At 41.2% G+C, this 26,468-nt stretch carries 35 protein-coding genes; 30 read left to right on the forward strand and 5 right to left on the reverse strand.

The genetic code is table 11. The features are described 5' to 3' along the window. Nucleotides 1-3: 3 nt before the first annotated feature. Both rpoB and HYT61_00640 read right to left on the reverse strand, forming a co-directional pair. Nucleotides 4-3,156: a DNA-directed RNA polymerase subunit beta gene (gene rpoB, locus HYT61_00635; protein ID MBI2062733.1), complete on the reverse strand. Its 3,153-nt coding sequence runs from the start codon at nucleotides 3,154-3,156 to the stop codon at nucleotides 4-6. Between the two features lie 254 nt (nucleotides 3,157-3,410). Next, on the reverse strand, nucleotides 3,411-3,671 hold the full coding sequence (locus HYT61_00640) for a hypothetical protein (protein MBI2062734.1): 261 nt from the start codon (nucleotides 3,669-3,671) through the stop codon (nucleotides 3,411-3,413). A 75-nt stretch (nucleotides 3,672-3,746) separates the two neighbouring features. Here HYT61_00640 and HYT61_00645 point away from each other — a divergent pair, with 75 nt between their 5' ends. Next, the gene (locus HYT61_00645; GenBank protein ID MBI2062735.1) at nucleotides 3,747-6,023 is read left to right on the forward strand and encodes a DNA translocase FtsK 4TM domain-containing protein; all 2,277 of its coding nucleotides are present in this window, start codon (nucleotides 3,747-3,749) and stop codon (nucleotides 6,021-6,023) included. 43 nt (nucleotides 6,024-6,066) lie between these two features. Continuing rightward, the gene (recA, locus tag HYT61_00650) at nucleotides 6,067-7,101 is read left to right on the forward strand and encodes a recombinase RecA (GenBank protein ID MBI2062736.1); all 1,035 of its coding nucleotides are present in this window, start codon (nucleotides 6,067-6,069) and stop codon (nucleotides 7,099-7,101) included. A gap of 41 nt (nucleotides 7,102-7,142) precedes the next feature. Here the strand turns inward: recA and HYT61_00655 are convergent, their stop codons facing one another. From HYT61_00655 to HYT61_00665, 3 genes are all read right to left on the reverse strand, one after another. Then, nucleotides 7,143-7,355, reverse strand: a complete 213-nt coding sequence (locus HYT61_00655) for a 30S ribosomal protein S18 (protein MBI2062737.1) — start codon at nucleotides 7,353-7,355, stop codon at nucleotides 7,143-7,145. 102 nt (nucleotides 7,356-7,457) lie between these two features. Beyond that, entirely contained in the window at nucleotides 7,458-7,985 is a 528-nt protein-coding gene (locus tag HYT61_00660) for a single-stranded DNA-binding protein (GenBank protein ID MBI2062738.1), read from the reverse strand. A gap of 74 nt (nucleotides 7,986-8,059) precedes the next feature. Next, entirely contained in the window at nucleotides 8,060-8,524 is a 465-nt protein-coding gene (locus tag HYT61_00665) for a 30S ribosomal protein S6 (GenBank protein ID MBI2062739.1), read from the reverse strand. Between the two features lie 186 nt (nucleotides 8,525-8,710). Between HYT61_00665 and HYT61_00670 the strand changes: the two genes are divergently transcribed. From HYT61_00670 to HYT61_00805, 28 genes are all read left to right on the forward strand, one after another. Continuing rightward, a complete protein-coding gene (locus HYT61_00670; GenBank protein MBI2062740.1) occupies nucleotides 8,711-9,106 on the forward strand; it encodes a hypothetical protein in 396 nt (131 codons plus the stop codon). A gap of 188 nt (nucleotides 9,107-9,294) precedes the next feature. Beyond that, nucleotides 9,295-10,497: an elongation factor Tu gene (gene tuf / locus HYT61_00675; protein ID MBI2062741.1), complete on the forward strand. Its 1,203-nt coding sequence runs from the start codon at nucleotides 9,295-9,297 to the stop codon at nucleotides 10,495-10,497. A gap of 68 nt (nucleotides 10,498-10,565) precedes the next feature. Further along, nucleotides 10,566-10,904 carry a 30S ribosomal protein S10 gene (gene rpsJ, locus HYT61_00680; GenBank protein MBI2062742.1) on the forward strand — a complete coding sequence of 113 codons (339 nt, stop codon included), beginning with the start codon at nucleotides 10,566-10,568 and terminating at the stop codon, nucleotides 10,902-10,904. A gap of 347 nt (nucleotides 10,905-11,251) precedes the next feature. Beyond that, a complete protein-coding gene (gene rplC / locus HYT61_00685; GenBank protein ID MBI2062743.1) occupies nucleotides 11,252-11,851 on the forward strand; it encodes a 50S ribosomal protein L3 in 600 nt (199 codons plus the stop codon). A gap of 124 nt (nucleotides 11,852-11,975) precedes the next feature. Next, nucleotides 11,976-12,641, forward strand: coding sequence for a 50S ribosomal protein L4 (rplD, locus tag HYT61_00690; protein ID MBI2062744.1), 666 nt, complete (start codon nucleotides 11,976-11,978; stop codon nucleotides 12,639-12,641). A 101-nt stretch (nucleotides 12,642-12,742) separates the two neighbouring features. Next, nucleotides 12,743-13,135: a 50S ribosomal protein L23 gene (gene rplW, locus HYT61_00695; GenBank protein ID MBI2062745.1), complete on the forward strand. Its 393-nt coding sequence runs from the start codon at nucleotides 12,743-12,745 to the stop codon at nucleotides 13,133-13,135. A 9-nt stretch (nucleotides 13,136-13,144) separates the two neighbouring features. Further along, nucleotides 13,145-13,972 (forward strand): 50S ribosomal protein L2, encoded by an 828-nt coding sequence (gene rplB, locus HYT61_00700; GenBank protein MBI2062746.1) that lies wholly within the window; start codon nucleotides 13,145-13,147, stop codon nucleotides 13,970-13,972. 4 nt (nucleotides 13,973-13,976) lie between these two features. Further along, on the forward strand, nucleotides 13,977-14,318 hold the full coding sequence (gene rpsS / locus HYT61_00705; protein MBI2062747.1) for a 30S ribosomal protein S19: 342 nt from the start codon (nucleotides 13,977-13,979) through the stop codon (nucleotides 14,316-14,318). Nucleotides 14,319-14,412: 94 nt separating this feature from the next. Continuing rightward, nucleotides 14,413-14,952: a 50S ribosomal protein L22 gene (rplV, locus tag HYT61_00710; GenBank protein MBI2062748.1), complete on the forward strand. Its 540-nt coding sequence runs from the start codon at nucleotides 14,413-14,415 to the stop codon at nucleotides 14,950-14,952. A gap of 101 nt (nucleotides 14,953-15,053) precedes the next feature. After that, nucleotides 15,054-15,659, forward strand: a complete 606-nt coding sequence (gene rpsC, locus HYT61_00715) for a 30S ribosomal protein S3 (protein MBI2062749.1) — start codon at nucleotides 15,054-15,056, stop codon at nucleotides 15,657-15,659. Nucleotides 15,660-15,662: 3 nt separating this feature from the next. Continuing rightward, nucleotides 15,663-16,067 carry a 50S ribosomal protein L16 gene (gene rplP / locus HYT61_00720; protein ID MBI2062750.1) on the forward strand — a complete coding sequence of 135 codons (405 nt, stop codon included), beginning with the start codon at nucleotides 15,663-15,665 and terminating at the stop codon, nucleotides 16,065-16,067. Between the two features lie 8 nt (nucleotides 16,068-16,075). Further along, nucleotides 16,076-16,255: a 50S ribosomal protein L29 gene (gene rpmC / locus HYT61_00725; GenBank protein ID MBI2062751.1), complete on the forward strand. Its 180-nt coding sequence runs from the start codon at nucleotides 16,076-16,078 to the stop codon at nucleotides 16,253-16,255. A gap of 189 nt (nucleotides 16,256-16,444) precedes the next feature. Further along, on the forward strand, nucleotides 16,445-16,693 hold the full coding sequence (rpsQ, locus tag HYT61_00730) for a 30S ribosomal protein S17 (GenBank protein MBI2062752.1): 249 nt from the start codon (nucleotides 16,445-16,447) through the stop codon (nucleotides 16,691-16,693). 19 nt (nucleotides 16,694-16,712) lie between these two features. Then, a complete protein-coding gene (gene rplN / locus HYT61_00735; protein MBI2062753.1) occupies nucleotides 16,713-17,084 on the forward strand; it encodes a 50S ribosomal protein L14 in 372 nt (123 codons plus the stop codon). Between the two features lie 169 nt (nucleotides 17,085-17,253). Then, a complete protein-coding gene (locus HYT61_00740) occupies nucleotides 17,254-17,559 on the forward strand; it encodes a 50S ribosomal protein L24 (GenBank protein ID MBI2062754.1) in 306 nt (101 codons plus the stop codon). Nucleotides 17,560-17,561: 2 nt separating this feature from the next. Then, on the forward strand, nucleotides 17,562-18,116 hold the full coding sequence (rplE, locus tag HYT61_00745; protein ID MBI2062755.1) for a 50S ribosomal protein L5: 555 nt from the start codon (nucleotides 17,562-17,564) through the stop codon (nucleotides 18,114-18,116). A gap of 70 nt (nucleotides 18,117-18,186) precedes the next feature. Further along, entirely contained in the window at nucleotides 18,187-18,372 is a 186-nt protein-coding gene (locus HYT61_00750) for a type Z 30S ribosomal protein S14 (protein ID MBI2062756.1), read from the forward strand. Between the two features lie 14 nt (nucleotides 18,373-18,386). Beyond that, entirely contained in the window at nucleotides 18,387-18,785 is a 399-nt protein-coding gene (gene rpsH, locus HYT61_00755) for a 30S ribosomal protein S8 (protein ID MBI2062757.1), read from the forward strand. A gap of 30 nt (nucleotides 18,786-18,815) precedes the next feature. After that, the gene (gene rplF / locus HYT61_00760; GenBank protein ID MBI2062758.1) at nucleotides 18,816-19,370 is read left to right on the forward strand and encodes a 50S ribosomal protein L6; all 555 of its coding nucleotides are present in this window, start codon (nucleotides 18,816-18,818) and stop codon (nucleotides 19,368-19,370) included. Nucleotides 19,371-19,377: 7 nt separating this feature from the next. After that, on the forward strand, nucleotides 19,378-19,734 hold the full coding sequence (locus HYT61_00765) for a 50S ribosomal protein L18 (protein MBI2062759.1): 357 nt from the start codon (nucleotides 19,378-19,380) through the stop codon (nucleotides 19,732-19,734). Nucleotides 19,735-19,924: 190 nt separating this feature from the next. Beyond that, complete coding sequence (locus tag HYT61_00770; GenBank protein ID MBI2062760.1) at nucleotides 19,925-20,368, forward strand: 30S ribosomal protein S5; 444 nt, start codon at nucleotides 19,925-19,927, stop codon at nucleotides 20,366-20,368. Nucleotides 20,369-20,372: 4 nt separating this feature from the next. Further along, nucleotides 20,373-20,834 (forward strand): 50S ribosomal protein L15, encoded by a 462-nt coding sequence (gene rplO, locus HYT61_00775; protein ID MBI2062761.1) that lies wholly within the window; start codon nucleotides 20,373-20,375, stop codon nucleotides 20,832-20,834. 3 nt (nucleotides 20,835-20,837) lie between these two features. Further along, nucleotides 20,838-22,103, forward strand: coding sequence for a preprotein translocase subunit SecY (gene secY / locus HYT61_00780; protein ID MBI2062762.1), 1,266 nt, complete (start codon nucleotides 20,838-20,840; stop codon nucleotides 22,101-22,103). A gap of 94 nt (nucleotides 22,104-22,197) precedes the next feature. After that, a complete protein-coding gene (locus HYT61_00785; protein ID MBI2062763.1) occupies nucleotides 22,198-22,863 on the forward strand; it encodes a nucleoside monophosphate kinase in 666 nt (221 codons plus the stop codon). A 15-nt stretch (nucleotides 22,864-22,878) separates the two neighbouring features. Continuing rightward, the gene (map, locus tag HYT61_00790; protein ID MBI2062764.1) at nucleotides 22,879-23,652 is read left to right on the forward strand and encodes a type I methionyl aminopeptidase; all 774 of its coding nucleotides are present in this window, start codon (nucleotides 22,879-22,881) and stop codon (nucleotides 23,650-23,652) included. 379 nt (nucleotides 23,653-24,031) lie between these two features. Next, nucleotides 24,032-24,748 (forward strand): glycosyltransferase family 2 protein, encoded by a 717-nt coding sequence (locus tag HYT61_00795; GenBank protein ID MBI2062765.1) that lies wholly within the window; start codon nucleotides 24,032-24,034, stop codon nucleotides 24,746-24,748. Next, on the forward strand, nucleotides 24,741-25,739 hold the full coding sequence (locus HYT61_00800; GenBank protein MBI2062766.1) for an HIT domain-containing protein: 999 nt from the start codon (nucleotides 24,741-24,743) through the stop codon (nucleotides 25,737-25,739). Before HYT61_00795 ends, HYT61_00800 begins: the two co-directional genes overlap by 8 nt. Before the next feature lie 73 nt (nucleotides 25,740-25,812). After that, a complete protein-coding gene (locus HYT61_00805; protein ID MBI2062767.1) occupies nucleotides 25,813-26,436 on the forward strand; it encodes a DedA family protein in 624 nt (207 codons plus the stop codon). Nucleotides 26,437-26,468 lie beyond the last annotated feature (32 nt).

Here is a 26,468-nt window from a genome sequence, read left to right on the forward strand (position 1 = left end):
ATTTTAAATCTCTTTTAACTCTATATTCAACCCCAATCCTTTTATTTCTGACAGCAGCACCTTAAATGATTCTGGTAGGTGCGGAGCCCTGATTTCTTCTCCCTCAACTATTGCTTCGTATGTTTTTGCACGTCCTTGAACATCATCGGATTTGATGGTTAGCATTTCTTGCAATGTGTGAGCTGCTCCATAACCTTCAAGTGCCCAGACCTCCATTTCTCCAAATCTTTGACCGCCAAATTGAGCTTTGCCGCCCAATGGCTGCTGTGTGATCAATGAATACGGGCCGATAGAACGCATGTGCATCTTGTCTTCTACCATGTGCATCAGTTTCATGAAGTAGATAACCCCGACAGTGGTTTTCTGGTGGAATTTTTCTCCAGTGCGGCCATCATAAACGTATATTTTGCCATCTTCGGGCAATCCGGCTAATCTTAGCTCTTCCTTTATCATGCTTTCTGTTGCACCGCCCATCGCTGGAACCGCGGCTTTGTAGTCTAATTTAGATGCCGCCCAACCAAGATGGGTTTCTAAAACTTGGCCGATATTCATACGCGAGATTATACCAAGGGGGGATAAGATCATATCGACTGGATGTCCATCTGGTAGATAAGGCATGTCCTCTTCTGGTAGTATGGTGGATATAACGCCTTTATTTCCATGTCTTCCGGCCAACTTATCTCCGACTTGGACTTTTCTCATTTGTGCGACTGAAACCTGGACAGTTTTAATAACTCCCGCCTGAAGTTTGTCGCCCTGGTCTCTGGAAAATATTCTTACTCCAACGACGCGCCCAACCTTTCCATAATCTAGAGTTAAAGAGGTGTCTTTTACGTCTTGTGATTTTTCTCCGAATATTGCTCGCAGCAGTCTTTCTTCGGCGGTCAAATCGCTTTCACCTTTTGGTGAAATTTTACCGACTAAAATATCTTGAGAACGTACTTCGGCTCCGATGCGCACAACACCATCCGGATCAAGGTTTTTAAGTTTTTCTTCAGAACGGTTAGGAATATCATAGGTAGTAACTTCTGGTCCCAGCTTGGTTTCTCGTACATCTATGGAGTAATCTTCAATGTGGATAGAAGTGAACATGTCCTCCTTGACCAGCTTTTCCGAAAGTACTACAGCGTCTTCAAAGTTGGATCCTTCAAATGACATGAAAGCAACGACTAAATTGCGTCCCAAAGCTAATTCCCCATTTCTAGTTGCTGGGCCATCTGCTAAAACATCCCCCTTTTTTACCTTCTGGCCTGGTTTTACAATCGGGCGCTGGTTAATTGCAGTGAAGCTGTTTGATTTATTAAATTTCAATAAATTATAATTTAATTCCCCTCCTTTATTGGTGCGCAATATAATTTTGGAGCTATCTATTTTTTCAATAGTGCCCGCGTCATCTGCGATTATCATCATGCCCGAATCTCTGGCAACTCTTTCTTCAAGTCCAGTACCAACGATCGGTTCTTCAGGAGATACAATTGGTACTGCTTGTCGTTGCATGTTGGAACCCATTAGGGCGCGGTTAGCATCATCGTTCTCGAGAAACGGAATAAGAGACGTGGCAACAGAAAATGGCTGTTTGGTTGAAACATCGATGTAATCAATTCTGTCGGGTGTAACCAAGTCAGGTTCACCTTTAACCCTTGACGGTATTTTGGCTTCTGTAAATTTGCCGTTAGAGTCTAATTTGGCGCCAGCATGAGCAATGATAAACCGTTCTTCTTCGGTAGCATCAAAGTAATCAATTTGTTCTGTAACTTTGCCCTTAGACACCTTGCGATATGGCGAGAGTATGAAACCCAGTGGTGATACTTTGGCATGTAATGATAGATGACCAACCAATCCGATGTTCGGACCTTCTGGAGTTTGAATTGGGCAAATTCTTCCATAATGTGAAGGGTGAACGTCGCGTACTTCAAAACTTGCTCTTTCACGAGTGAGTCCGCCGGGACCGAGTGCCGACAACCTACGTTTGTGTTCCAGCTCTGCAAGCGGGTTAACCTGGTCCATGAATTGAGAGAGCTGACCAGATGAAAAAAATTCTTTGACTGCAGCAACAAATGGTCGCGAATTTATAAGTTGGCCCGGAACAATAGTCGCTATATCCAAAGTGCTCATGCGGTCTTTTATGATTCTTTCCATTCTGGCAAAGGACAGCCTTAATTTATCTTGTAATAATTCCCCGAGAGTTTTTACTCGACGGTTGCCAAGGTGGTCAATGTTATCAGGTTGGGCAGTGGGATCATTGTTCAAGTGTATCAGCTCCCTCATTATATCTATGATATCTTCCACCTTTAGCACCCTATTCTTCTCGTCTAGTGGATAGTTCTTTTGAAAACGTTGGTTCATTCGGTAACGTCCCACACGCGAAAGGTCATATCTGGAAAAGTTGAAAAACATGTTGTTGATCATCTGCCTGGCGTTGTCAACGGTTGCAGGATCACCCGGCCGAATACGCTTATACATTTCTATTAAACCCTCATCCTGATTTGAGGCGGCGTCGGCAACTATAGTAGAAACGATGTATTTCATTTCTGGATCGGTATCTACATCTTCAAAAAGTTTTTTAATTTCTTCATCTTTACCTATACCAAAAGCTCTCAAAATAGAAGTTGCCGGAATTTTTCTTTTGCGGTCGATACGTACAGATATTACACCGCTTGATTCTGTTTCAAATTCAAGCCAGGCTCCCCGAGAGGGTATGATTTTTGCACTAAAAAACCGTTTGAAACGGCTTAGGCGTGATAACGAAAAGAATGCGCCAGGGCTTCGAATAAGCTGTGAAATCACAACTCTTTCAACCCCGTTAATTACAAAAGTGCCGCGCGGAGTCATGATTGGAAAATCAGCCAAATAAATTTCCTGCTCATCCAACTTGCCGGTTTTTTTGTTTTTTAGAGATATTTTTACTCGCAGAGGGGCTTCATAGGTGATATTTTTTTCTCTGGCAACTTGTTCGCTGAATTTCGGTTCTTCCAATTTAAAATCCAAAAATCTTAGTTCTAAATCTTTGTTGGTCCAGTCTTCAATAGGAGAAATATCATTGAGAAGTTCTTTTAAGCCAACATTTAAAAACCATTGATAAGAATCAAGTTGAACCTGAACCAGGTTCGGTGGCTCAAAAGTATCCGGGGCGTATTTTGATAGTATTTTGCGCATCCCGTACGAGACAGGAAATGCTTAAGCATTTCCGTTGATTATAATTTATCCCTTAGAAACAGCTTTGATTTTATTTATCCGCCAGGTTATCCAAAAAAGTTCTTGCTGTCTCGTTCGGGACGCATAAGAACACAAAAACACCTCAACCCCGCTTAGCGGGGACGAATTAAAAACCTGCTCTCTTTAATTTTGCGAGATATCAGTTTCCACCCTTAGATATACAAATCTGGTAACTAGCAATTAGCAACTGGCGACTAGATTTGTATACCCGCAACGAAAGCGGCGATTATTTTGTAAGAAGTGCTGTCTTGGCCGAGATCGCTATGTATTTTATAGCTTTTTAATGACTTGACGTCAATGTTATTCCTTTTCAGAAGCTTGTCAAGATTAGTTATCAACACATCACTAAGATCATGATAATACTTTGCAGTTTGTAAGTCAAGCATGCGACCGTCTTGCTGAAGTTCTAATCTAAAATCCTCGGCACGTAAAACTATGATTAGGTCTAATTTCATTGGTAAGACTTTATCAAAAAATTCCCGTGTTTACAAGATTTTGCTTTTTATTTTTAGTTTTTATACAATTAGATTGTGAAGCGCAAACTCAAAAGCCCGAAAAGAGTTTTAAAAAAGTCGGTAGAAGCCCAGGAGGTTTTGGGGTTGTCGCAGGAGACCAAGAATGGCATCTGGGGCGTGGCATCTTTGGGGCTGGCCATAGTTAGCACTTTGGCCTTTTTTCATAAGGCAGGCAGTGCGGGTGAACTTTTTGCGTCAGCCGCCAAGTCGTTGTTTGGTTGGGGCATATTTTTGGTGCCGCTTGGTCTGGCCATGCTTGGCGTGGCATTTCTTAAATCAATTTCGCGCAAGATATATTCAAGCGCTATTATTGGCACAGTGCTTTTTGTCTTGGGGTTTTTGGCAGTCTTTCATGTTTTAGGCAATGGAGATTTGGCGGTTCGCATGCATCAAGGCGGATATCTTGGTTTAATTATCGGTTTTCCCATATTAAAAGCAGTCGGCTTTACTTCTTCATTCGTGGTATTGCTGATTTTGCTTTTTGTTTCGGTTTTAATAGCACTCAACATTCCCGTCCATAAACTAATATTGCGCAAGAACGAGGGCACAGAAGAAAACGAAGAGGAACAAGTTTTGAAAGATAATGTGGTAATAAAAAGAGGAACTCAAATTGTAGATATAAAAGCGGAAGAAGCGGCCGCAGTCGCAAAGGCCAAGGCTCAAGCATCTGCCCCCAAGGCGCAAACAGTAGCCAAGCACGACGAGGAAGAAAGGGAATTTATCATCAAAACATCGCGATCAGGCAAGTGGATCCTACCGCCTATTGAAATTTTGAATTCGGACAAAGACCAGCCGCGTTCCGGTGACATAAACGCCAACGTTTCCATTATTAAACGCACTCTTGCCAACTTCGGTATTGATGTTGAGATGGGCGAAGTTTCTATCGGTCCGGCGGTGACCCAGTTTACCTTGCGTCCGGCAGTTGGTGTTAAACTTGCCAAGATTACCACCTTGAGAAATGACCTCGAGCTTGCTTTAGCGGCGCATCCGATTCGTATTGAAGCGCCGATTCCGGGCAAGGCGTTAGTCGGGGTTGAGGTGCCGAATAAAAAATCGGCAATAGTGGGGCTGCGCGACATGTTTGAGTCGGAAGAATTCAAGAAAAGCAAATATTTTTTACCGATTGCGGTTGGGCGTGATGTTGCCGGTTTTCCTGTTTTTGCGGGACTCGAGAAGATGCCACACCTGTTGATTGCGGGAGCCACGGGTACCGGCAAGTCCGTTTCCATTAACACCCTTTTGCTCTCGCTTTTATACAAACATTCGCCGGACACTTTGAAATTCATAATGGTTGACCCTAAACGCGTTGAACTCTCCCTTTATAATGGTATTCCTCATCTTATTACACCCGTTATTGTCGATTCTAAAAAAGTTGTAAACGCTTTACGCTGGGCTGTCAGAGAAATGGAAAAGCGCTATGAGCGGCTGTCCATGTCTGGTTCGCGCGATATATTTTCTTTCAACATAAGACAAGCCGCGGCTAAAGAAGATCTAATGCCGGTTATTGTTATAGTCATTGATGAATTGGCTGATTTGATGGCGGCTCATGGTCGCGATGTTGAAGCGGCGATTGTCCGACTTGCCCAAATGGCTCGTGCTGTTGGCATACATTTGATCGTCTCAACTCAACGGCCTTCGGTTGAGGTAATAACCGGTTTAATCAAGGCCAATATTACGTCCCGCATCGGTTTGCAAGTTGCTTCACAAGTAGACTCACGTACTATTTTGGACATGTCTGGCGCGGAAAAATTGTTGGGTAACGGCGATATGCTATATCTTGCCGGCGACGTGTCAAAACCGCGTCGAATTCAGGGTTCATTTGTGAGCGAGAAAGAAGTAAAGGACGTGGTTAAGTTTATCAAGCAACAAGCGGAACAACTTGACGAGGAAATCGGGGAAGAAAAAGAGGAAGAACTGAAACTTGATCCCGATGAGGTCGTGACAAGCACGGCTGGCGTTGATGGCGGCAATATGGGCGATGATCTGTTTAATGACGCCAAAGAAGTGGTGGCTCAAGCCGGTAAGGCCTCGGCATCTTTACTCCAGCGTCGGCTTCGCGTAGGGTACGCACGAGCGGCCCGACTTTTGGATCTGCTTGAAGAAAAAGGAATTATTGGTCCGGGCGAAGGCGCCAAACCAAGGGAAGTATATATTGGCCCTTCGGTGGGCTCAGGACTAGGAAAGGGCGGCGGCGTGCCTCCGACACAAGACAACTTTGTAGATGATGGTTCGGTGGCCGAAGTCGTATCGTCTGATTCAAAGCTAGACGATAAAATTGCGGTTGAAGAATAGCGTTAAATAAATACATCGTTGGGAGGCGATAGTATTTGTAGTTATGGTAAAAGAAAAAGGTAAAAAGGAGGAAAAAACAGCAAGGACAGATGTTGCGAATCGCGGTGTTGATTTAGCCATTAAAGAGATACAGGAAAAATACGGCGATGGCTCAATTATGAAGTTGGGTGATGCACGCAAGGTTGATGTGGATGTGATACCTACAGGTTCGATTTCGCTTGATCTTGCGCTTGGTGTCGGTGGTATACCGCGAGGCCGCGTTACTGAGGTCTACGGGCCCGAATCAAGCGGAAAAACTACACTGGCCCTACATCTTGTTTCTGAAGTTCAGAAAATGGGTGGTGTGGCCGCTTATGTTGATGCCGAGCACGCGCTGGACCCGGACTATGCCAAAAAAATTGGTGTTAGGGTTAATGATCTTTTGATTTCCCAGCCCGATACCGGTGAACAGGCTCTTGAAATAGTCGAAACATTGGTGCGTTCGGGTGGTATACAGCTTGTCGTGGTGGATTCAGTCGCAGCGCTTACGCCGCGGGCCGAGATTGAAGGCGAAATGGACCAACAGCATATGGGTTTGCAGGCGCGGTTGATGTCTCACGCTTTGCGTAAACTGACGGGCATAGTATCTAAAACCAATACGGCGGTTTTATTTATAAATCAAATCAGACAAAAGATCGGAATTATGTTTGGCAATCCCGAGACAACGCCAGGTGGTTTGGCGTTGAAATTCTATTCTTCTGTAAGAGTTGAAATCCGCCGCGCGGCGCAAATACAGTCAGCCGAGAAAATTATTGGCAATCGCGTTAAGGTTAAAATTGTAAAAAACAAAGTTGCCGCGCCGTTCAGGGTTGCCGAGTTCGACATACTTTATAATGAAGGTATCTCCCGCCATGCGGATCTGGTAAATACCGGCGTAGTGCTTGGCGTGGTTGCAAAAAGTGGTGCGTGGTACAACTTCGGCGAACAACGTCTTGGCCAGGGCATTGATGGCGCCCGACTGTTCCTGAAGGAAAACCCCAAAGTAGAAAAGGAAATTCTCGGAGCCGTTAAAAAGGCCGCGGCGGTCAAAGAAGCGTAGTTCCATCAACAAAATAAAATCTCCACCGATCGGTGGAGATTTTATTTTTTAAGAGTTTGTAATTTTGTATATGGCATGAGTCCCATATATCTGGCATTTTTAACTGCGTTGGCTACCATGCGCTGGTGCTTCTGGCACAAGCCGGTGCGGACCGAAGAAGAAATCTTAAACTGGCCCGAAACAAATTTGCGGAGTATATCCGTGTTTTTATAATCAACATAATTAATTTTTTCCTGACAAGCGGAACAAACCATGCTTGGGTGAATTTTTAATTTCCAATTTTTAATTTTTAAATAAATCTTAATGTTTTAATTTTTAAACATTAGAAATTATTTATAAAATTATAAAATTAAAAATTATAAAATCTCTTTTTCTTCAATATCGCTATCAGAAATTATCGGGTCACTGGTAATGGGTGCATCCTCATTTATAACAGGTATGTCTTCTTCTTTCACTCCATTAGAAATTGCGCCCGCGCTTTGCGCGCCCGAAGGGCCTTTGGGCGGGCTATTTCTAACGGGGTTCACCTCATTGTTATATGAGCCCGTTCCCATTGCCTTGGGTCCCAACTGCATGCCATCAGCAACAATCTCCGTTCGATATCTTTTTACTCCATCTTGGCCTTGCCAAGTTCTTGTTTGGAGACGCCCCTCAAAAAGCGCCAACTGTCCCTTGCGCAAGTATTTTGAAATTACGTCGGCAAGTCCACCCCAAGCTGTTACGGTGTGAAATTCAACCTGTTCTTGTTTTTCACCTGTTGCGCGGTTGTTCCAGACACGATTTGTAGCCAATCTAACAGTGACAACCATTTGTCCCGATTGTGTTGTCCTTGATTCCGGGTCAGCCGCTAACCTGCCGATTAAAAATACTTTGTTCAGATTCATCCCGTACGAGACAGGAAATGATTTATCTGAGTAAATCATTTCCGTGCCCATTTAATCTACTTTATTAATCCCGCCTAGATAACCATCGTAACCATTTCTTGTTCAAGTTGCTGTTTTTCCGCTTCGGTTTTTTCTTTGGCTGGTTTTTTGGCTATTTCCGCTGTGGCCGGTTCATGTGTTTTTATTCTTGGCCTGGATCGGTATTGTCCCAAAATTCTTAATTCCTTACCCTCGTCCGGCTTTTTAAGAAGCAGATATCTCAATATGCCGCCCTGCAATTTTATTTGAGAATTTATTTTTTCTATTGTTTCAGTCGGTGCTGAAAAATCCAATATGCCAAAGTTGGCATATTGTTTGTTTTTTATCATATATGACAGATGCACGCGTTGGGGAACTTTAGAAGTTAAAATTGAACCGCCGGCCTGTGTTACTAAGGCAGAAAGTTCCTGTGTTTGCGCCTTAATATCAATCTCTTCGAGATCAGGACCTAAGTGATAAGCAAGCTCATAGGTTTTCGGTTGTATATCAGCTTCCGTCATCTTGGGAAAAAGGTTAGCAGAATTTATCGTTAGAGTCAAATTTTTGCGGGGGTTGAATTAGTTTTGCTGGTTTGATATAAATAAAAGTAATGAATCCCGAACGAGACAGCCCTTGTCAACGGCATGGAAAGGTTGCGGCGGCTATCTAATTGGTGATTTATAAAGTTAATTTAAATAGACACGGAAATGATTTACTCAGATAAAACATTTCCTGTCTCGTACGGGATGAATTTTAATCGATTAAAAGAATTAGTTGGTAAATTGGGCGGGCTTTTGGTGTTGGACGGTGATAAGCCTGAGTTGGTGGTATTGACATACAAAAAATATCAAGAAATTGAAACCGGAGAGGAAGTGGCCATTTCTAATCCTAATCGGAATGGAGCAGACGAAGGAAGTATTTTGAGCGGCGAAGGCGGCGAAGATGGTAGTGACGACGACAGAAAAACTCTTGATCAGTTAAACCAAGAGATACTTGCATTAAAAGAAGAGATAAGACAAAAAGAGGAGGCTGAATTGATTGGAAATGGACAAGTGACGGAACCGATAGCCGAAATTGTTGACCCCGCACCTTTTTTGGACTAGCGCTCCGCGCCAAAATTTAAAAAAGTTGTCCACAAAAGGTGCGGGGTTGACTTTGATTAGGCCTTGTTCTATAATGGTTTTACTTGTCTTTTTTTAATAATAAGAAGGTTACAGGTAGCGGTTCCAGGTGTCAGTAAAGTTAATTGACTGAAAACTGCAAACTCTTCTCTGTAAACTAAAGAACGCAAATGGCAGGAAAATTTGAGAGATCAAAGCCGCACTTGAATGTCGGCACAATTGGTCACGTTGACCATGGTAAAACCACCTTGACGGCGGCTATTTTACACACGCTAGATCTTTTTAAAGATGAGGGCTATGGTGCTCGCGTTGAAAAAGTTGATCAGATTGATAATGCCCCTGAAGAAAAAGCTCGCGGTATTACTATCGCATTGCATCATTCAGAGTATGAAACACCGAAACGTCACTATGCTCACGTTGATGCTCCTGGTCACCAGGATTATATCAAGAACATGATTACGGGCGCTGCCCAAATGGACGGTGCGGTTTTAGTTGTGGCTGCAACAGACGGTCCGATGCCGCAAACCCGTGAACACATTTTGCTTGCTAGACAAGTTGGCGTGCCTTACGTAATGGTCTTTTTAAATAAGGTAGATCAGGTTGACGATCCAGAAATGCTTGATCTGGTTGAAGCTGAAATACGTGAGCTTCTGAACAAATATCAATTTCCCGGAGATAAAACGCCCATAGTCAGGGGTTCGGCTCTGAAGGCTCTTGATGCCAAGAGCAAAGACGATCCGTCTCTCAAATCAATCAAGGAACTTATTGATACGCTTGATTCATATATTCCTGATCCAGTTAGAGAAATAGAAAAACCGTTCCTGATGCCTGTGGAAGACATCTTTTCTATAGAAGGTCGTGGCACTGTTGTTACTGGTCGTATTGAGCGTGGAAAAGTTAAGGTTAACGAAGAAATTGAAGTGGTTGGTATTACTCCTACTCAGAAAACCGTAGTAACTGGTATAGAAATGTTCAACAAACAGTTAGATGAAGGAATGGCAGGGGATAATGCTGGCATACTGTTAAGGGGTCTTAAAAAAGAAGATGTGTCCCGTGGCCAGGTACTCTCTAAACCAGGTTCAATAACCCCGCATACAGAATTTGATGCGGAGGTTTATGTTTTGTCTAAAGAAGAAGGTGGCAGGCATACGCCGTTTTTCAAGGGTTACAAACCGCAATTTTACTTTAGAACAACCGATGTTACAGGGGATGTTACTTTGCCTGAGGGAACAGAAATGGTTATGCCTGGAGATACAGTTAACTTGAAAATTAAACTTATTGCCCCGATTGCTATGGAAGAAAAGCAACGCTTTGCTATTAGAGAAGGGGGAAAGACAGTAGGTGCAGGCGTTGTCACAAGAGTTATAGTATAAAAATAACCACGCCCTTGAGCTTATGGCTCAAGGGCGTGGTTATTTGAAGTTCTTTTTGTACCATTAAAATGCCAAGCAAAAAAGACAAAACACCAGAAGTAGCCCAACAACGAATTAGAATCAAATTGAGGGCTTATGATAATAAGATTATTGATAAGTCTGCCAAGCAGATCGTTGAAACGATTGAAAGAAACGGTGGCAAGGTTATTGGCCCAGTGCCATTACCGACAGAGATCCGCAAGTATACAGTCAATCGCTCCGCTTTTATAGATAAAAATTCCCGTGAACAATTTGAAATGCGTGTTCACAAAAGATTAATAGATATTTTCGGTCCCAATTCCAAAATTATAGATTCCCTAATGAATCTTAACCTACCAGCCGGTGTAGATATTGAATTGAAAATGTAATTTTCAATTCAATATCTACACCGCAACGAAGGGGTCGGGAAACAATGATGGTTTCCCGATGAGGAAGTTGGAAACCGCTTGGTTTCCAAGAGTGGGAGCGGTGCCCTAGCGAGCGAAGCGAGCGGTGGAGGGGCCCACGATGGAATAGATATTGAACTTAAGATGTAGTTAAGACATAATCGGATTCAATGGTGCCAGATGTCGTTATCGTTTATCGATGCCGACATTTGTTACTTTCTGTGAAGTAACAATATAACTTAATGGTTTTAATTTTTAATAAAACCTAATTCGCACAAACTGATTTAGCTTTTGGTTATTTTGCCCAGCTAGATCTGGGTTTTTGTTTTATGTCATTTATCCTTGGTAAAAAAATTGGAATGACCCAAATTTTTCAGGAAGATGGAACCGTAACTCCCGTAACTTTGGTTGAAGCCGGTCCAGTTACTGTTACGCAGGTAAGGGTTAAAGACAAAGATGGCTACGAAGCGGTGCAGGTCGGTTACGGTAATGACAAAAAACTTAATAAACCCAAGGGCGGACACTTAAAAGATCTCAAACCGCTCAAAGTATTAAGGGAAACAAAAGTACTGAATGATAAAAAAAGAGGTGACGAAATAGATGTTTCCGCATTTGGTATTGGTGACAAAGTAAAGGTAAGCGGTTTCTCTAAGGCCAGAGGATTTCAGGGTGTGGTCAAGAGACACGGTTTCCATGGAATGCCTGCCAGTCATGGCCATCATCACGTTTTACGCCATGGCGGTTCCATCGGCCAACGTTTTCCCCAGCATACTCTCAAGGGTATGCGCATGGCCGGACGCATGGGCGGCAAGAGAATAACAACGAGAGGATTAAAAATTTTAAATATTGATAAAGAAAATAATCTTTTGGCAATAAAGGGAGCAATTCCCGGCCGCCGAGGAACATTATTAGAAATAACAAAAATATGAATCCCGTACGAGACAGCTAGGTCTAAAGTTAAAGGTAAAAATAATAAAATTAGCACTAACTGTTTTGGCGGGATAACTTAAAAGATATGGATTAGGTTTATAACCTAATCCTGTCTCGTACGGGATGAAAATAGAATTATACAATCAAGCTGGTGAAGTTGTTGGTACGGTTGATCTGTCCGATAAGGTTTTTGGTTTAACTATGAATGGGGAGTTGGTAAAGCAAGTTGTTGATGCGCAGGTAGCCAATTCAAGACAAGTGATTGCTCATACAAAAGACCGCAGTGAAGTGCGAGGTGGCGGTCGCAAGCCGTGGCGGCAAAAGGGAACAGGCCGAGCCAGGCATGCTTCTATCAGATCGCCGATTTGGAAGGGCGGGGGTGTTGCGTTCGGTCCCACCAAAGAAAGGAATTTCGAGAAAAAAATAAATAAAAAAATGAAACGCAGGGCATTGTTTATGGCTTTATCAAGCAAGGCCAAAGACAAAGCATTATTATTATTAGATGACCTTAAATTAGAAACTCCAAAAACCAAACTAGGAGCCAATGTAATCAAAACCTTATCTTCCAAGATGGAAGGATATCGGGCATCCAAGCAAAAGATGGATTCGATTTTATTGATAACTTCTGATCAAAATCAAACCATTGTCCGCACTTTTAATAATTTACCGTTTGTTGGCATATTACCAGCCAAAAGTTTGAACGTTAGAGATGTCTTGAGTAAGAAGTATCTGATTTTGTTACAAAATGCGGTGCCGGTAATTGAGAAAACATTCAGAATTTCTAATTAACCCAATTACTAATTGATCTAAACAAATCGCAATACCCAAAATCTAATTAGTCATTTGTTGTTATTTAGTAATTAGAGCAATTAATAATTAGAAATATATTTATGGCATTATTTAGTAAAAATAAAAAAGAAAAAAAAGAAAGCCGCAAAGAAGAAGGTCAAAAAAATGTTGAGCAAGTCTTGCCTGTTAGCCCGTCTTTGCCTAAGGGTGAAAATGCCCATTCTTACAGCGTCATACTATATCCGCACATAACCGAGAAGGGAGCATTATTGGGCCAGGACAATAAATATTTGTTTAAGGTTGCTGTTGGTGCCGACAAAACGGAAATAAAAAAGGCAATTGAAAGTTTGTACAAAGTTGCAGTTCAAAAAATTAATGTTCTTTATGCGCATTCTAAGCTCAGGCGAGTTGGAAGACACGAAGGACATAAACCAGGATTTAAAAAGGCAATAGTAACATTAAAAGAAGGGAGCAAAATAGATATAGCGGCATAAATTTCTAAAATGTCTAAAAAATACAAACCCACAACCCCGGGACGGCGACAAATGCTGGGATATGATTTCTCAAATTTGTCGCGCGTAGAATCACTCAAGCCGTTGACGGCTGGTTTTAGGCGTGCGGTCGGCAGGAATAACCAGGGAAGAGTAACATCGCGTCACCGTGGAGCAGGGGTCAAGCGGTTATATCGAGTTATAGATTTTAAGCAGAATAAATTAAACGTACCGGCGAAAGTTTTTTCAATAGAATATGACCCCAATCGTACGGTAAGAATAGCGCGATTACACTATATTGACGGAGAAAAACGTTATATATTAGCTCCGGGTGGTTTAGCTGCTGGCAAGCAAGTTGTTACTGCCGAAAAGACTGCACTTGAACCGGGAAACAGAATGAAACTCAAAAATATTCCGCAGGGCACGATGATCCATAATATAGAATTACATCCAGGCAAGGGAGGTCAATTAATACGTTCAGCTGGATCTGGCGCGACTGTATTGGCCCACGAAGGTGAATATGTGCAAGTGGTTTTACCATCATCTGAAGTGCGAAGATTTCATGGTGAGGTTATGGCATCAATCGGCCAGTTATCCAATTCCGAGCATAGCTCTATAGTGATTGGCAAGGCAGGCAGGTCAAGATATCTCGGAAGGCGGCCAAAGGTGCGGGGTACGGCAATGAATCCAGTGGATCATCCGCATGGTGGCGGAGAGGGCAGACAACCTATTGGTATGCCGCATCCCAAGACTCCGTGGGGCAAACCAGCACTGGGTGTTAAAACAAGGAACAAAAAAAAGAAATCAAGTAAATTTATAGTTAGACGTAGAAAGAAATAAATTTATGAGTCGAAGTATCAAAAAAGGCGTATATGTGGATGAGAAACTGATGAAAAAGGTCAGCAAACTTAGAGTTGGTGATAAAACAGTAATCAAGACGTGGGCAAGGGCTTCAACGATTGTGCCTGAAATGGTGGGTTTTACTTTCGGCGTGCATAATGGCAAGACACATTTACCGGTTTTGGTTACAGAAGATATGGTTGGACACAAACTTGGCGAGTTTTCACCGACGCGCAAGTTTAGCCGTCACGGTGGCAGAATGCAGCGTGAGATAGAAGCTGCGGCCAGACAAAAAGAAATAGAAGCGGCGCAGGCGGCAAAGGTGGAACCCGAAGCCAAGAAGTAATTTTTTAATTTTATAATTTTATAAATAATTTCTTAATTTTTAAACATTAATATTTATTTAAAAATTAAAAATTGGAAATTAAAAATTTAAGGATATGGAAGTAATCGCAAAACTTAATAATTTACGAATTTCGCCTAGAAAAGTAAGACTTGTTGCCAAGGCGATTAAGGGGATGGATGCAATGTCGGCGAAGCATCACCTCGATTATATTATAAAAAAATCAAGCAATCCGATTTCAAAATTGCTTAGTTCGGCAATGGCTAACGGACACAATGGTCTCGGTCTTGTTAAAGAAAATCTTTTTATTAAAGATATTGTGGTTAACGAAGGACCAAAATTAAAAAGAATTATACCAAAGGGATTTGGTATGGCTTCACCAATCGAAAAGAAAACTTCGCATATAAAAATAATATTGGAAGAAAAAGTTCCCGGGTTAAAAAGAGAAGAGACAGTGGTTAAAAAACAAGAGTTAAAAGTTGCGGAGCAGGAAATCCAAGCTGAGTCGGGTGGAACGAAAGAAGGAAAAATGCAGATCAAATTAAAGCCGGATATTAAAAAAGAAATTGGCAAAAAGGGCGGGATATTCGGACAGTCCGGTAAAATTAAAAAGTTTTTCAGAAGAAAAACGATATAGATAACAGCGATTCCAATGCAATGATGACGTCCCACTTCGTGGGTCCCCGCCATCACATTGGAACCTTCGATGACGTGGGACAGAAAATTTCTCCAACATCAATGAGAATTTCGGTAAATAAGGATTGGCTATCCCGCTGGTTTAATGTTAAAAAATATCCTGAATTTTTAAAGGAAGATGTTGCTATCAGAGAATTTTTATCAAAAAAGTTAAAAAATATGAGCGTTGATAGGGTGGGGATTGAACGTAGCCCAGATGTTTTAGCGATTACCGTGCATACTGCACGTCCAGGATTAATCATTGGTCGTGGCGGAACGGGTATCGAGGATTTGAAGCGTGAACTTGTAAAAATAGTTAAGCGCAAGACGGCAATTCGTTTGGATATCCAAGAATTTAAAAATCCGGAAACTTCAGCCAAAATTGTTGCTGAACAGATGGCTGAACAAATAGAAAAAAGAATCCCGTATAGGCGCGTGCTCAAACAATCGCTTGCCAGAATTTTGTCTAATCGTGATGTAAAAGGTGCCAAAGTTGCTCTCGGTGGACGTTTGGACGGTAACGATATAGCCAGAACAGAACATCTTGAGCAGGGAAGTTTGCCATTGCAGACACTAAGAGCAGATATTGATTTTGCTAAATTTACGGCCCACACGACTTATGGGACTGTGGGTATCAAGGTTTGGATTTATAAAGGACTAAAATTTTAATTTATGTTACAACCAAAACGCATAAAGCACCGCAAGGTTCATAAGGGAAAATTGAAAAAAGTCGCAACGCGCGGTCATTATTTAAGTTTTGGTAGTTTTGGATTGAAAGCCATGGAGTCAAGTTGGCTGAAGGCTAATCAACTAGAGTCGGCAAGGCGTGCAATCGCTCATTTCATCCAACGTGGTGGCAAAATTTGGATAAGAGTATTTCCAGACAAACCACGAACTCAAAAGGGCGCTGAAGTGGGAATGGGTGGTGGCGCAGGATCACTTTCGCATTTCGTTGCGCCGGTGGAGGCCGGCAGAATTATTTTTGAAATGGATGGTATAACCGAAAAAGCGGCAGCCGAAGCGCTGCGATTGGCTGCGCACAAATTGCCTATTAAAACCAGATTTATTAAAAAATAACTGCAATTATGAAATTTTCAGATATAGAATCAAAATCTAAAAATGAATTAGATGAAATGCTCAAAGAGTTTAGGATTAAGCTTGGAAAATTTAGGTTTGAATTGGCAGATAAGGCCCTTAAAGATGTTAGCCAAATCAAAAAAACAAAAAAAGATATAGCTAGAATTTTAACTATTATAAATAAATAAAAAATGGATCCCGTACGACGTAGCCCTAACGGGTTAAACGAACGGGGTATTTAATAAATAACAACAGTAGTTCCGCGCACGTAACTTATAAGTATAACTGCGTAGTCCCGTACGAAGTCCGAAATGTTATTTCGGCAGAAACCGGAGGTTTCTTACTTCGTTCAGGACGTAGCAGCTACTTCGTACGGGATGGATAAAATAAGTAAAAAAATAAAAACGCTTAGGGGAGAGGTTGTTTCAGACAAAATGACCAAAACTGTGGTGGTTTCTGTTGTGCGATTGAAAAAACACCCAAAATACAAGAAATATTACAAAGTTACTAACCGATTTAAGGCCCATGATGAGAAGGGTGAATATCATGTCGGCGACAAGGTTATGATACAAGAGACAAGGCCAATGTCTAAAGAAAAATGCTGGGTTGTTGTTGGGAAAATATAGAATTTAACTTTTAGAGAATATGATTCAACTACGTTCAATGTTAAATGTTGCTGATAATAGTGGAGCCAAAAAAGTTGGCGTAATTAAGGTTTTAGGCGGATCTAAACGCAGATACGGACAAATCGGCGATATCATCGTTATATCCGTGAAAGAGGCAGAACCGCGCAAGACGGTAAAAAAGAAAGATGTTCTTAAGGCTGTAATTGTACGCCAAAGAAATAATTTTCGCAGAAAAGACGGTAGTTATGTCAGGTTTGATGATAACGCAGTGATCATACTCGAAGGAAGCAGTAAAGAACCCAAGGGCGGTAGAATGTTTGGGCCGATACCGAGAGAAATTAAAGAGAAAGGATTTGATACAATTGCTAGTTTGGCCCAGGAAATTGTCTGATTGACAATATGCCCTTTGGGAACTTCAAAAATCCCAGCGAGATTTTTTCATCTTTTGTGATTGCCGCCATTTGTCAAGGTGCGAGATGTCACTCGACCTATGACAAAACCATGCTGGCGGCAACCCCAGAAGTCCCAAAAGGCATATTGTCAATCATTATTAGCTAAGCATGAATATAAAGAAAAACGACAATGTAATAATGCTATCTGGTAAAGACCGTGGCAAAACTGGGAAGGTTTTGTTTGCTTTTCCAGCCGAAGGCAAGGTTGTAATAGAGGGATTAAATAAAGTAGCCAGGCACTTGAGACCCAAAAAGCAGGGACAGAAAGGTCAAATCGTGCACAAAGAAAGAGCGATAGATGTCGCGAAGGTAATGCTGGTTTGTAAAAATTGTGGCAAGCCAACCAGGTTGGGGCATAAGACCGTAGGAGATAAAAAAATTAGAATTTGTAAAAAATGTGGAGCTGAAAACTAACCATGACAAACGCACCAAGGCTTTTAATTAAATATCGTAAAGAAGTAATACCAGCAATGCGGGCGAAGTTTGGCTATAAGAATGTGATGGAAATACCCAAAATCGAAAAAGTAACAGTGGGTGTTGGATTTGGACGCAAGGCTGTAGCAAAAGAGACAAAGGCTATTGAAAAAATTGACCAGGATCTTGTCAAAATAACCGGCCAGAAACCTGCGGTTAGGAAAGCCAAGAAATCAATCGCTGGCTTTAAGGTACGACAAGGGTTGTATGTTGGTGCGATGGTGACCTTGCGTGGAAAGCGCATGTATGATTTTATAGATAGATTAATTTCTATAGCATTGCCGCGCTCACGTGATTTTCACGGTTTAGACCAAAGTAAATTTGATTTGCACGGCAATTTAAATCTGGGCATAAAAGAACAGACCATTTTCCCTGAGGTTTCTTATGAATCGCTGAAAGACATATTTAGCTTGCAGGTGACAGTTGTAACAACGGCCAAGAATAAAGAAGAAGGAGTTGAGTTATTACATTTGATAGGCTTTCCTATAAAGTTTTAGTTTTAAGCTTCTGACTTTTAGTTTACGGTGAATACCATGAAACTAGAAGTTGGAAATCAGAAACTTTAATTTGCCAAAAAAATCCACAATAGCAAGATCAAATAAAAAGCCGAAGTTTTCAAGCAGAACCGTAAATCGCTGTTTTATGTGCGGTCGTAAGCATGGTTACATGAGGAAGTTTGGTTTATGCCGTGTGCACTTCAGAGAGCTTGCCAGCCAAGGCTTGTTGCCGGGAGTTCACAAAAGTAGCTGGTAATTTAAAATTTAAACATGAGTCCAATTGCTAATATGCTAATACAACTTAAAAATGCTCAAGCGCGCGGTTACGCCGAAGCGGTTTTACCTTTTTCAAAAATTAAATTTGATATTGCCCAAATTTTGAAAAACAAGAATTTTATCAGCACGGTTGAGAAAAAGAAAAAAAAGACAAAAAAAACAGAATTTGATGTTCTTGCGATTGGATTAAAATACGATAATGGTGTCGGTGTCATAAACGAAATAAAAATGGTATCCAAACCTTCGCGAAGAATATATTCAGGAAAAAAGGGAATGAAAAAGGTCAAAGATGGCTATGGCATTTTAATTGTTTCAACATCAAAAGGCGTGATGAGCGGTGAAGATGCAAAGAAAGCGGGACTTGGCGGAGAGGTGTTGTTTGAGATTTGGTAAAATAATTTTAATTTTAGTGGTTTTAAATATATGTCACGAATCGGTAAAAAATCAATTAAAATTCCCCAAGGTGTTGAAATAAAGATTGACGGTCAGTCAGTGAAGGCCAAGGGTGCTAAGGGTGAACTGGAAAGAGTAATCCCAGATATTTTAGATGCGCAAGTTAAAGACGGATTTATTGATATAAAACTCAAAGACGGCACCATTTACAACAAAGATAGCTCAAGATTATGGGGTTTGGGCAGGGCTTTGGTGGCGACCATAGTGATTGGAGTTTCTAGCGGTTTTGAGACGGCTTTAGAATTTAGCGGGATTGGTTTTAAGGCGCAAGTTAAGGGCGACTCTATTGAATTAAACTTAGGCTATAATAACCCGGTAATTATCCAAGCGCCTGCTGGCGTTACATTGCAAGTTGAAAAAAACACTATAAAAGTTAGGGGAATAGATAAGGAAAAAGTTGGTCAGACGGCAGCTTTAATCAGAGCGGCTAGGCCACCTGAACCCTACAAAGGGACAGGAATTAAATATAGAAACGAGATAATAATAAGAAAGGCTGGAAAGAAAGCAGTAGCAACAGCTGGATAAAATTACTATGAATAATACAAAAAGACAGCATAGAACAAAACGACATAAACGCGTGCGTGCCAAAATCAAAGGGACAACAGAGACTCCGCGCATTTCGGTTTTCAGAAGTAATCGGCACATTTTCGTTCAAGTTGTTGATGACACTAAGGGTAGGACGTTGGTAAGCAGTGTCGTCAAATCAAAGAAAAAAACACAAGCGAAAGGAAATAAAACCGAAGTTGCTTCTGCAATTGGTGAAATGCTTGCAAAGAAGGCACAGGAGACCGGAATTAACAAGGTGGTGTTTGACAGAGGTGGTTATAAATATCACGGAAGAATTAAAGCTTTGGCAGAAGGGTTAAGAAAAGGCGGGTTAAAATTTTAAAAATGGATCCCGAACGAAGCTACCCTAGCGGGTTCGGGGCATAAGAATATTTATTATTTTTTTTAAGCTATTTTAAGCAGTCATAACTTATACTATTATAGGCTGTGAAACAGTAGCTTCGTACGGGATGGAAGAACAAAAAAATAACCAAAGGCAAGGGGGTAGGCGTGGTTTTGGCAGGGGCAGAGAAATGCCAAAAGAAAAATCGGAATTTGATTCCAAGGTTTTGGATATTGCGCGTGTTACAAGGGTAACCAAGGGCGGCAAGCGTTTTAGTTTTCGTGCGACAATAGCAATAGGAGATGGCAAGGGCAGGGTGGGAGTTGGTGTTGCCCAGGGTCATGACGTGGTTCAATCTATGCAAAAAGCAACACATCAGGCGCGCAAAAATGTAGTAACGGTACCCACGAAAAAGGGAACAATTCCCCATAGTATCCAATTCAAATACAAGAGCGCCGTAGTTTTACTGAAGCCGGCTCCCTTGGGTAGTGGTGTAAAAGCTGGTGGTCCGGTGCGCGTTGTGGCCAAACTTGCCGGTATTGAAAATATTACAGCAAAATTAATAGAAAGAACGGGCAACAAAATAAATATAGCGAGAGCCACAATCGGAGCTTTATCTAAACTTAAGATATAATTTTATGCAGTTACATCAACTTAAATCTACAACTAAAAATAAAAAGAGAAAAAGAGTGGGTCGCGGTGGGAAACGTGGCACTTTTTCTGGTCATGGCAGTAAAGGTCAAAAATCTCGTGCCGGAGCTCGTATTAGACCCGGTTTTCGGGGTGGCGATAACCCAATTTGGAAGCTTTTCCCCAAACAACGTGGTGCCACCAAGAAAGTGGATATAAAACATGCGAGGTTTCAGGTCAAAAGAAGCAAACCCGTAATTGTCAATTTGGATATTTTAAACTCAAGCTTTAAAGAAAATGAAGTCGTTACACCCAGAACCATGATTGAGAAAGGCATTGTTGATAATGCTAAAAAAAGATTAAAGATTTTGGGCGACGGCGAGATTCTTAAAAAACTAAATTTTTCCGGATTGAAGTTTTCAAAATCAGCAAAAGAAAAAATTCTGAAAGCCGGAGGAACAATAAAATAAGCCATGATTTCAAATCGCGTTATAAAACTTTTCAAGATACCAGACCTGCGTAATAAGGTTTTGTTTATTCTAGCTCTGCTGGTTGTTTTTAGGGTTACTGCGGCCATTCCAATTCCTGGAGTTGACGCAAGTCAGCTTAAGAATTTTTTGCAGAATAATCAGCTTTTCGGCCTGATCAGTGCTTTTACCGGTGGAGGATTGGACAACTTCTCAATTGCAATGTTAGGACTTGGTCCCTACATAACCGGATCCATAATTATGCAGCTTTTGACGATGATTTTTCCATCGTTGGAACAGATGTACAAATATGAGGGTGAAGCCGGTAGGCAAAAATTTAATCAGTATTCCAGGCTCTTAACCGTGCCGCTTGCCATGCTTCAAGGCTATGGTTTCATGGTGTTGCTTTCGCGTCAGGGCGTACTTGGGCAGATGAATCTTTTTACATGGGCTAGTTCACTTTTGGTGATTGCTGCCGGCTCCGTTTTTCTAATGTGGTTGGGGGAACTTATTTCAGAAAAAAATCTTGGCAACGGAGTTTCGCTTCTGATTTTTGCTGGTATTGTCGCCGGTTTTCCAACCACAGTCAGGCAATCACTCTTAATTTATAGCTCACAGCAGTTATTTACTTACATCGGATTTGTCATAATAGCGCTTGCCGTTATTGCTGGTGTAGTTTACCTAACGGAAGCCCAAAGGAATATTCCCATCAATTATGCCAGGCGAATTCGTGGATCACGGGTTTTTGGAGGCGTTTCAACTTATCTGCCGATGCGGGTTAATAATGCCGGTGTGATGCCTATTATTTTTGCACTTTCTATCCTTCTTTTTCCCGGCATGATCGCAACTTTTTTGAGCGGTTCCAAGATTGCTTTTGTATCTGGTATTGCAGCTTTTTTCAATAAATTCGTTCAGGACCAGGTTATTTACGGAATATCTTATTTTTTGCTGGTAGTTCTGTTTACTTACTTTTACACTGCTGTTACCTTTGATCCCAAATCAATTTCCGAGAATATACAGAAACAAGGCGGTTATATACCGGGTATTCGCCCGGGCCAGCCAACATCGCAGTTCCTGCTACACCTGCTAAATCGCGTAACGCTTGTTGGAGCTATATTTCTTGGGATAATCGCGGTCTTGCCCCAGGTCGTCAGGGGTTTTACGGGTATAACCACATTTACTGTTGGTGGTACTTCGATTCTGATTGTCGTCAGTGTCATTTTAGAAATTATGAAATCAGTAGACGCGCAACTTTCAATGTACGAGTATTAGAAATTATAAAATCTAACAAGAAGATAAAAAAATAGGCTCAGGCCTATTTTTTTATCTTCTTGGCGCAAGTGCATAAAGTTGTTAGGATTGATATATGTTAAAAGTAATAATCTTTATCGCGCCTCCGGGAGCAGGCAAGGGTACGCAAGCAGAACTGATTGCTAAAAAATTTGATTTGGAACACGTAGAGACATCCAAGCTCGGAGAAGACCAGATTAACAATCCCGAACTTGTTAAAACCGATTCCGAAGTTGCCGAAGCCAAAAGAAGATATGATTCTGGGGACCTTTTTCCACCGCCTTGGACAGCGAAATTAGTTATAGGAAAGGCCAGAGAATCAGCTTCTGCTGGAAGGGGGATGGTTTTTAGCGGATCGCCTCGAACTTTATATGAAGCTGAAAACGAGATACCTGAATTCGAAAAATTATATGGTCGTGAAAATATTAAAATTTTTTATATAACCCTAAGCGAAGAGGAATCAATCAGGCGTAATACCAGTCGCAGGATTTGTGAAAAAAACAGGCATCCTATTCCAGGTTTTCCGCAATACCGCGACCTTGTTACCTGTCCCGAAGACGGTTCGCTAATTATAACTAGAAGTCTTGATAAGCCGGAGATTATAAAAGAAAGATATCGCGTATTTTTGGAAGAGACCAAGCCGGTATTAGATTATCTCAAAAACAATGGTTATGATGTTATAACTATTGAAGGTGAACAACCCATAGGAATGGTACAGGAGGATATACTCAAAAATTTCTAACCCCTAATTACTAATGTGATTGAAATCAAATCAGCTGAACAAATTCAAATAATGCGTGAAGGTGGCAGAATCCTGGCCAAGATTTTGAAAAAATTATCAGAAGCAGTGAAGCCGGGGATTACCACCAAAGATCTTGATAAGCTCGCGCGCGAGCTCGTTTTGTTTTACAAAGTTAAACCCGCATTTTTGGATTATGGAGGTTATCCGGCCGCAGTATGCACGTCGGTTAATGATGAGGTTGTGCATTGTGTCCCGTCAGAGCGCGAATTAAAAGAGGGTGAAATTATCAGTTTGGATATGGGCGTAGTTTATAACGATTTTAATTCAGATGCCGCATTGACAATACCGGTATTGGGCAAACTTAGTTATATGGAGTGGGCAAAGTCTAACCCAAAACTCCATAAGTTAATTGAGGTAACAAGGGAAGCGCTTAACGCCGGAATCAAACAGGCAAAAATTGGTAATCGTGTTGGCAAAATCGGCCATGCCGTCAAAACTGTAGTTGAGAAAAACGGTTTTAATGTTGTTCGCGATCTTGTCGGTCATGGTATCGGACGTGAACTTCACGAGGAGCCACAAGTGCCGAATTACGGTCCTGCTGACGCTGGACCCAAACTAGAGTCAGGAATGGTGATAGCTATTGAGCCGATGGTAGTTGCGGGTAGTTGGAAACTTATCAAAGGCAAAGACGGCTTCTCCTACAACACCGTCGATAGCTCTCCTGCCGCCCACTTTGAACACACGGTTGCTATAACTAAGGATGGGCCGATGGTATTGACAACAAATTAAATAAGTAGTACTTTAAGATAAAAGCCCCTTTATAACTCATAGGAGGTTCAATGTTTGAAACTCTGCAAATAGTATTGGGAGTTTTGTATGACCGATTTGTTTATTTTTTACCTTCCGTTTTGGTTCATTTTGCGTCTAATCTCATAGTCGTATATTTAGTTATGGAGATTTTGTTTAGATTTAGGAAAATTATTCCTAAAAAGTTATTATTAAAAATTGTGCATTCTAATTCCACTTAAAATTACAAACAAAATAAAACATTTTTCCATTTGCCGCTAGCTAAGCGGTTTTTCTTTTTTATAAATTCTGCCCACAAATCTATGGTCATCGCAAGACCATAGATTTGTGGCGAAGCGATATTTTTTGCTATAATTTATTCATGTTTCTTTCTGTTATTATTCCAGCCTATAACGAGGAAAAAAGAATTGAGAGAACGCTTTTAGGCGTCTATGAGTATTTGGCGCGGCAATCTTATGAGTACGAAATAATTGTGGTAAGTGACGGTTCAAAGGACAACACTGTTGGTGTTGTCTCAAACCTAAAATCGCAAATTACAAGTCTCAAAATAATTGATAATGAAGAAAATCACGGTAAGGGCTGGGCGGTGCAGAAAGGTATGTTGGAGGCCCAAGGAGATTATAGGTTGTTTATGGATGCCGATAATTCAACATCCATTGAACAAGTTGAAGGATTTTTACCATTTTTTACCATGGGTTACGATATTGTAATCGGTTCCAGGAGAATTACGGGGGCAAATATAGCGGTTAAACAGTCATGGACAAGAGATTTTTTAGGAGGAGTTTTTCGGCTGATCGTACACACTCTTGTACCCCTTGGGGTCAAGGATTCGCAGGCAGGATTTAAAGCATTTTCTCGTAATGCCACTGACTCGGTTTTTGCCAAACAGACTATTTTTCGGTGGGCGTTTGATGTTGAGATTTTGGCGATTGCCCGAAAACTTAGTTTTAAAATAAAAGAAGCTCCGATACGGTGGGTAAACGACGCGGAAAGCAAAGTTAAATTTTCGGGTATGATTAAAATGCTATTTGAAGTATTGCGTATTAGGTGGAATTTATTAACCAACAAATATGCTTAACGAATTTAGGGAAGACCTGGTTTCTGGCGAGTGGGTTTTGTTTGCGACCGGCCGCACCCGGAGGCCGGAACTGACAAAACTAACATATAGAGTAAAAACACTGTCTAAAAACAAGTGTCCTTTTGAAGATCCCGAAAAATACGATAATACTGTCGTGGCGACATATAATAACAAAGAACAAACCGACTGGTTTGTTAAAGTAGTAAAAAATAAATATTCGGCAGTTTTAGAGGGAGTAGCTAGTCCGCTGAAGTCCGCCGGTCCGTTCAGAACCCAAGAAGCTACAGGCAGACACGAAGTCGTTATATTCAAAGAACACGACAAATTTCTGGATGATTTTTCCAAAGAAGAATTAGCTGAAACATTTAAAATTTATAGGGATAGGTATTTATCCATGTTGGATCATGGTTCAAGCAAATATATTTTAATTTTCCATAATCACGGTCTCCGCGCCGGGGCCAGCATGGTACACCCGCATTCTCAGATTATGTCTATTCCGGTTTTGCCGCCAGATGTCAGAAGGAGTATCAACGGTTCGGAAAAATTTTACAGCGAGAATAAAAAAAGGATATACGATGTGATGATTGAATGGGAGAAGAGCGAGAAAAAAAGAATCATTTATGAAAATAAGTATTTTATTGCTTTTTGTCCATTTGTTTCCAAAACTCCATACGAGGTTAGGATATTTCCCAGAGAAAGCCATGCCCACTTTGAGAAAATGCCAGAAGAACAATTTATCTATCTTGGCGAGGTAATGCAATTAATATTCAAAAAAATACAGGTAGCCCTCAAGGATCCGGATTATAATTTTTTTATTCACACCGCACCGCTTGAAAATACAGTTACGGATGTCCATGAATTTTATACGTGGCATGTCGAGATTATACCCAAGATATCTACGATCGGAGCTTTTGAATTGGGTAGCGGTGTAGAAGTGAATATTGTTGATCCTGACGAAACTGCCAGATTACTTCGCGAAACCGAAATTTAATAAATCCCGTTAGAGGTCGCGCCCGCGCGCTACGCGCGGTCCGAAGGACCTTGGGCGGGTTACTTCTAACGGGATGAATTTATTTTTTGGCACAATTGGTGTCTGGTCGCTGGAGCTCATGGAGCGGTGTGGTTACGGTGGAGCTTTTTTATTGTCAATTTTGGATAGAGTTAGCATATCTTTAATTCCGACGGAAGTTTTGTTGCCTCTGTATGGTTTCCTAAGCGGACGTGGCGTTTTTTCACTCTGGGTAATTTTTATAATTGTCAGTATCGGCGCCCTGATCGGCGAGTTAGTTCTTTATATGATTTTTGCCAGAGGCGGCCGACCATTTTTAGAAAAGTATGGCAGATATTTTCTGATTTATAAGCACGACTTAGATCACCTTGATAGGTTAGTTGCCAAACACGGCGCGAAATTAGTTTTTTACGGGCGTTTCTTGCCGTTTGCTCGCTCAATTGTAGCTATTCCGGCTGGCGTATCAAGATTGAATTTCAAAAAGTTCGCCGTTTACAGTTTCCTGGGTATGCTGCCGTATAATCTTTTCCTGTTATTTTTGGGTAAAAAAACAGGAGAAAACCTTTCTTTAATTAAACCGTATTTTGATGTCTTAGAACGGGTTGCCATGCTAATCTCGGCAGTTTTTGTTTTTTGGTATATTTATCGCCATCTTAAACGCAAGCATGCCACTCATTGAATAATTATTAGTTTTTAGTTTATATATTTTAT

This window comes from Candidatus Yanofskybacteria bacterium (genome assembly GCA_016181175.1).
Classification (GTDB): domain Bacteria; phylum Patescibacteriota; class Minisyncoccia; order 2-02-FULL-40-12; family IGHO2-01-FULL-4-A; genus 2-01-FULL-44-17.